The organism is Micromonospora echinofusca, assembly GCF_017614955.1.
Classification (GTDB): Bacteria; Actinomycetota; Actinomycetes; order Mycobacteriales; family Micromonosporaceae; genus Micromonospora; species Micromonospora echinofusca_A.
Genome location: NZ_WVUH01000402.1, coordinates 1 through 5,882, shown reverse-complemented (window position 1 = coordinate 5,882; position 5,882 = coordinate 1). Strand labels below are relative to the sequence as shown.

Genomic DNA, 5,882 nt, shown 5'->3' with positions numbered 1-5,882 from the left:
GCCTACCAGTGCGACGCCTGCGGTCACCAGCCCCCGAAGTGGGTGGGCCGGTGCCCCGAGTGCGGCGAGTGGGGTGCCGTGGTGGAGACCACGGTCAGCGGACCGGTGGTCTCCGGTCGGGTGGTCAGCTCCCGGGCACCGGCCGAGCCGGCCCGCCCCATCGCCACCATCAGCGCCGCCCCGGCCCGCGCCCGGCCGACCGGCGTGCCCGAGCTGGACCGGGTCCTCGGCGGTGGCCTGGTCCCCGGCGCGGTGGTGCTGCTCGCCGGGGAGCCCGGCGTCGGCAAGTCGACCCTGCTGCTCGACGTGGCCCAGCAGTGGGCGGCCGGCGCCGGCAGCCCGTCCCTGGTGGTCAGCGGCGAGGAGTCGGTCAGCCAGGTCCGGCTCCGCGCCGAACGGATGGGTGCCCTGCACGAGCAGCTCTACCTGGCGGCGGACAACGACCTGGGGGTGGTCATCGGTCACCTCGACGCGGTCAAGCCGGGCCTGCTGGTGCTCGACTCGGTGCAGACCATCTCCACCCCGGGCACCGACGGGGTGCCCGGGGGCGTGACCCAGGTCCGGGCGGTCACCGCCGCGCTGGTCTCGGTCGCCAAGGAACGCGGCATCGCCACCGTCCTGGTCGGTCACGTCACCAAGGACGGCCAGGTGGCCGGTCCCCGGGTACTGGAGCACCTGGTCGACGTGGTGCTGCACTTCGAGGGGGACAAGCACTCCTCGCTACGGCTGGTCCGGGGGGTCAAGAACCGGTTCGGGGCCGCCGACGAGGTGGGCTGCTTCGAGATGCACGAGGGCGGTATCAGCAGCCTCGCCGACCCGTCCGGGCTCTTCCTGACCCGGTACTCCGAGCCGGTACCCGGCACCTGCGTCACCGTGGCGATGGAGGGGCGGCGGGCACTGGTCACCGAGGTGCAGGCGCTCATCGGGGCCACCGTCGCCGGCTCGCCCCGCCGGACGGTCTCCGGGCTGGACAGCGCCCGGCTGGCCATGGTGCTGGCGGTGCTGCAACGGCGTACCGAGCGGCTCACCCTGCACGACCGGGAGGTCTTCGCGGCCACCGTCGGCGGTATCCGGGTGGTCGAACCGGCGGCCGACCTGGCGGTGGCGCTCGCCGTCGCCTCCGGCGGGCTCAACCTCGCCATCGCACCGAACCTGGTGGCGATCGGTGAGGTGGGGCTGACCGGCGAGGTCCGCCGGGTGGGGGCGGTGCCGCGTCGCCTGGCGGAGGCGGCCCGGCTGGGCTTCCGGCTGGCTCTGGTGCCGAAGGGATGCGGTCCGGAGTCCACCGGGGCGGGCCCGGAACAGATGCGGGTGATGGAGGTCACCGATGTCCGTTCCGCCCTGCAGTGCGTGGCCCGCGCCTCGGCGGAATGACCGATTGTGACCAGAACGGTGCGCAGCGCGGGGCGGTCCGGTGGACACATCGGCGTACCAGCCGCAAGCCCGTCGAACTGGACAGCGGGGGTCGGTGGCGACCGGCCCGGGAGGTGGCGGCACATCACAGTAACCACGGCAGCACCCACTGCATGACAGTCCGTAGACTGTCCGGGTGCCGATCGACCGCGATGCGAACAGAACCGCCGGCGCGAGTACCCCCGCCCGCAGCGGCGCACTGGGCTCGCCGGCGCGACCGATCAGCGTCAACGTGACCACGGCGGGTTCGGTGGCCACCGGGGACCCGCTCCGGGCCAACCTCGCGCTGATGGCGCCCGGCACCGCACTGCGGGACGGGCTGGAGCGCATTCTCCGTGGTCGCACCGGCGCGCTGATCGTGCTGGGCTACGACAAGGTCGTCGAGACCCTCTGTACCGGCGGTTTCCCGCTGGACGTGGAGTTCTCCGCCACCCGGGTCCGCGAGCTGTGCAAGATGGACGGTGCCGTGGTGCTGTCCAGTGACGGCACCCGGATCGTCCGGGCCGCCGTGCACCTCATGCCCGACCCGTCCATCCCCACCGAGGAGTCCGGCACCCGGCACCGCACCGCCGAACGGGTGGCCCGGCAGACCGGGTACCCGGTCATCTCGGTCAGCCAGTCGATGCGCATCATCAGCCTCTACGTCAACGGCCAGCGGCACGTACTGGACGACTCGGCGGCCATCCTGTCCCGCGCCAACCAGGCGCTCGCCACCCTGGAGCGGTACAAGCTCCGTCTCGACGAGGTCTCCGGCACCCTGTCCGCGTTGGAGATCGAGGACCTGGTCACCGTCCGGGACGCGGTGGCCGTGGTGCAGCGGCTGGAGATGGTCCGCCGGATCGCCGACGAGATCGCCGGCTACGTGGTGGAGTTGGGCACCGACGGTCGGCTGCTCGCCCTCCAGCTGGACGAGTTGATGGCCGGCGTCGACGCCGACCGCACCCTGGTGATCCGGGACTACCTGCCCACCGGACGGAAGCCCCGCACCCTGGACGAGGCCCTGGTCGAGCTGGATCTGCTCAGCGCCACCGAGCTGATCGACCTGGTCGCGGTGGCCAAGGCCATCGGTTATCCCGGCGCGTCCGACGCGCTGGACGCGGCGGTCAGCCCGCGTGGGTTCCGTCTGCTGGCCAAGGTGCCCCGGCTACCGGCCGCCGTGGTGGACCGGCTGGTCAACCACTTCAGCAGCCTGCAACGGCTGCTCGGGGCCACCGTGGAGGATCTACAGGCGGTCGAGGGCGTCGGCGACGCACGGGCCCGGGGCGTCCGGGAGGGCCTGTCCCGGCTGGCCGAGGCGTCCATCCTGGAGCGGTACGTCTGATCCGGCGCTGATCACGGTCGGCCCGGTGCTCGTCGCCCGGCGGCTGCCGTCCGCGGTCGACCCGACGCTCGTCACCGGACGGTCGGGCGGACCGGGAGCGCCCCCGACCGGGCCGCCCCCGACCGGAGCGGTCCCGCCGCCGATGTCGCCCGGTCCGGTCAGCCCGTGACGGAGAACTTCACCGGTTCGCTGATCTTCGTACCGAGCCGGCCGAAAACCTGGTAGTCACCGACGTTCGGGTACGGCCCGGCAGCCACCCCGTTGGCGCACTTGCTGCTGTCCCGGCCGTTCCAGCCGACGGTGTACTCCCGCTCGAAGCCCGGCGTGAAGGAACGGACGTCGGCCCCCTTCGCCGTACCGCAGGTGTCCGACGACCAGATCTTGTCCGCACCGGCCTTGATGAAGAGTTCCTGCATGTCGGCGCCGACATCCCGGCTGCACGTCCGCTGCGAGACGTTCTTGATCTTCAGGCGCAGGTCGACGGTGACCCCCCGCTGGGCGGCAGCCGGCGCGACCACCGGCACCACCGAGATCTCCGCATCCGTGCAGGAGCCCTCCGCAGCCGGCGGGGCCACCGGCACCACCGGCGGCTCGGTCGTCTCCGCCGGACCGGCCGGCACCACCGGTGCCCCCGGATCCCCGGTCGGCAACGGTGAGGCCAGGTCGGTCTCCGGGGTCAGCACCGAACCGGTCGGCGCCGGGCTCCCGGTCGACGTGGCGGTCGGAGCCGCCCCGCCACGCTTGTCAGCCGGATCACCGGAGCCGGTGCAGGAGTAGAGCACGACAATGAGGAACAGCAGCCCCGCTCCGAGTACGACAGCGCGACGCCGCCAGTACACGGCGGGTGGCAGGGGTCCAACCGTCATACGCATAATGCCTTCACCGTATCGTCGGTCGACCGGCTTGCTCCGGTACGACGCGCCGACGCCGCGACGCCCGCCCCGCTACCGGCCGGTACGGTCAGAGGTACACCTTGCGTTGGTAGATGGCGTGCGCACCGGCGACCCGGTCGAGGAAGAGCAGGCCGGCACAGTGGTCGATCTCGTGCTGGAGCGCGCGGGCCTCGAACCCGTCGGTGACCAGCCGCACCGGTTCGCCGGTACCCGGCAGGGCCCCCTCGACCACCAGTCGACTGGCCCGCTTCACGTCACCGGTCAGGTCCGGCACCGACATGCAGCCCTCCCGACCGGGCCGCAACCGGGTGGCCTCCACGACCCGCGCGTTGCAGAGCACGAACGTGCCGTGCACCGTCACCGCCTTGGGGTGCCCCGTCACGTCCACCGAGAAGACCTGGGCGCCTACTCCGACCTGCGGAGCGGCGAGACCGACACAGCCCGGCGAGACCCGCATCGTGGCGACCAGGTCGGCGGCGAGCTGGACGACCTCGGGGTCGCACGGGTCGACCTCCACGCCGGGCCGGCTGAGCACCGGGTCAGGGGCGGTCACCACCTGGCGTACCACGCCGGGCACGCCGAGATGGTCGGGGGTCCAGCCACCCAGGCCGGGGTACTCGTCGATCACAGCAGGTCCGAATCCGCAGGCCGGAGGGTCACCTCGACGTCGAGGTCGGCGGCCACCCGGGCCAGCCGGGCGGTCAGCTCGGCGGCGGTACCCGCCGGCAGGTCCACCTCGGCGACGACGACGTACAGCCGACCGGCCAGCCGGGTGGTCAGGTCGGTGACGTTACCGCCGGCCTCGGCGAGTACCCGGGTCACCGCAGCGACGATGCCGAGCCGGTCGGCGCCGTGCACCGTCAGCACGAACGGCTCGCCCGCCGGAGCCGCCACCCCGTCCGGCACGACCGCGCGTACCGAGGCGACCAGTTGGCCGTCGCTGGTGAGTGGCGCGAGCGCGGCCTCCACCTCGGCGGCGGCGGGGCCGGTGCAGATCAGGGTCATGGCGAAGTGGCCGCGCAGCCGGGTCATCGTCGAGTCGGTGAGGTTCGCGCCGAGCCGGGCGAGCACCTCCGCGACGTCGGCCACGATGCCGGGCCGGTCCGGGCCGATCAGGGTGATCGCGAGCTCGTTCATCCGGACATTCTCCCCGACCCGGCCGGCACCGCCGTGGCGACCCGGCCGGCGCGCCCACGCTGCGGGACACCGTCCCGTGCCCCTCAGCCCGGCCGGCGCCGACCCCAGACCCGGACCCGTGCCCCTCCAGCCCGGCGGATACCGACCGGGCCAGCCCGTGTCCGGGACCGGCAGGGGTCCGGTGGGGTCCACCGGGACCGTGGCATCATCACCGTGCGATGTCAGATCCCACTTTCGCCACCCTGGCCAGCCGATGGTTCCAACAGCACGCCCGTGACCTGCCCTGGCGCAAGCCCGGGGTGGGTGCCTGGGCCATCCTGGTCAGTGAGGTGATGCTCCAGCAGACCCCGGTGGTCCGGGTCCTGCCGGCCTGGGAGGCGTGGCTGGCCCGCTGGCCGGTACCGGCCGAACTGGCCGCCGACTCCCCCGCCGAGGCGATCCGGATGTGGGGGCGGCTCGGCTACCCCCGCCGTGCCCTGCGCCTGCACGAGTGCGCGGTGGCCCTGGTGGAGCGGCACGGCGGTGAGGTGCCGACGAATCTCGACCAGTTGCTGGCCCTGCCCGGGGTGGGCACCTACACGGCCCGCGCGGTGGCCGCGTTCGCGTACGGCCAGCGGCATCCGGTGGTGGACACGAACGTCCGGCGGGTGGTCGCCCGAGCGGTGGCTGGCGAACCGGATGCCGGGCCGACCACCCGACCGGCCGACCTGATCGCCACCGAGCGGCTCCTGCCGGCCGAGCCGGCCGCTGCGGCACTGGCCAGCGCCGCCTTCATGGAGATCGGGGCGGTGGTCTGCACCGCCCGGTCGCCCCGGTGCGTCGACTGTCCCCTGACGGCCCGGTGTGCCTGGCGGGCGTCCGGCCTACCTGCGCCGGAGGGTCCCACCCGCCGGCCCCAGCGGTACGCCGGCACCGACCGGCAGGTGCGCGGACTGCTGCTCGCGGTCCTGCGGGAAACGACGGGGCCGGTGCCGGGCGTCCGGTTGGACACGGTCTGGGCGGACGCGATCCAGCGGAACCGGGCGCTGGCCGGGCTGGTCGACGACGGGCTGGTCGAGGTGGTCGGGGATGCCTACCGGCTCGCCGGGGACGGGGTACGGACACCCACCGTCCCCCTC

The 5,882-nt window shown here is 73.5% G+C and carries 6 protein-coding genes; 3 read left to right on the top strand and 3 right to left on the bottom strand.

The features are described from left to right. Together radA and disA are read left to right on the top strand one after the other, a co-directional pair. Window positions 1–1,374, top strand: a 1,374-nt coding sequence (gene radA, locus GSF22_RS29535) for a DNA repair protein RadA (RefSeq protein ID WP_208817195.1), incomplete at its 5' end; no start/stop codon positions are given. Window positions 1,375–1,549: 175 nt separating this feature from the next. Next, a complete protein-coding gene (gene disA / locus GSF22_RS29530) occupies window positions 1,550–2,734 on the top strand; it encodes a DNA integrity scanning diadenylate cyclase DisA (protein ID WP_208817194.1) in 1,185 nt (394 codons plus the stop codon). A gap of 158 nt (window positions 2,735–2,892) precedes the next feature. Here disA and GSF22_RS29525 read toward each other — a convergent pair whose 3' ends face one another. The 3 genes from GSF22_RS29525 to GSF22_RS29515 form a co-directional block, all read right to left on the bottom strand. Beyond that, window positions 2,893–3,606 (bottom strand): hypothetical protein, encoded by a 714-nt coding sequence (locus GSF22_RS29525; RefSeq protein WP_208817193.1) that lies wholly within the window; start codon window positions 3,604–3,606, stop codon window positions 2,893–2,895. A gap of 88 nt (window positions 3,607–3,694) precedes the next feature. Further along, entirely contained in the window at window positions 3,695–4,255 is a 561-nt protein-coding gene (locus GSF22_RS29520; protein WP_208817192.1) for a peptide deformylase, read from the bottom strand. After that, window positions 4,252–4,764 (bottom strand): glycine cleavage system protein R, encoded by a 513-nt coding sequence (locus GSF22_RS29515; RefSeq protein ID WP_208817191.1) that lies wholly within the window; start codon window positions 4,762–4,764, stop codon window positions 4,252–4,254. Before GSF22_RS29515 ends, GSF22_RS29520 begins: the two co-directional genes overlap by 4 nt. A 218-nt stretch (window positions 4,765–4,982) precedes the next feature. Here GSF22_RS29515 and GSF22_RS29510 point away from each other — a divergent pair. Then, window positions 4,983–5,882, top strand: a 900-nt coding sequence (locus tag GSF22_RS29510) for an A/G-specific adenine glycosylase (protein WP_208817190.1), incomplete at its 3' end; no start/stop codon positions are given.

Bases quoted from the DNA above. Each gene is read 5' to 3' on its own strand.
- GSF22_RS29525 (WP_208817193.1), bottom strand. From the start codon at position 3,606: ATGCGTATGACGGTTGGACCCCTGCCACCCGCCGTGTACTGGCGGCGT.
- GSF22_RS29515 (WP_208817191.1), bottom strand. From the start codon at position 4,764: ATGAACGAGCTCGCGATCACCCTGATCGGCCCGGACCGGCCCGGCATC.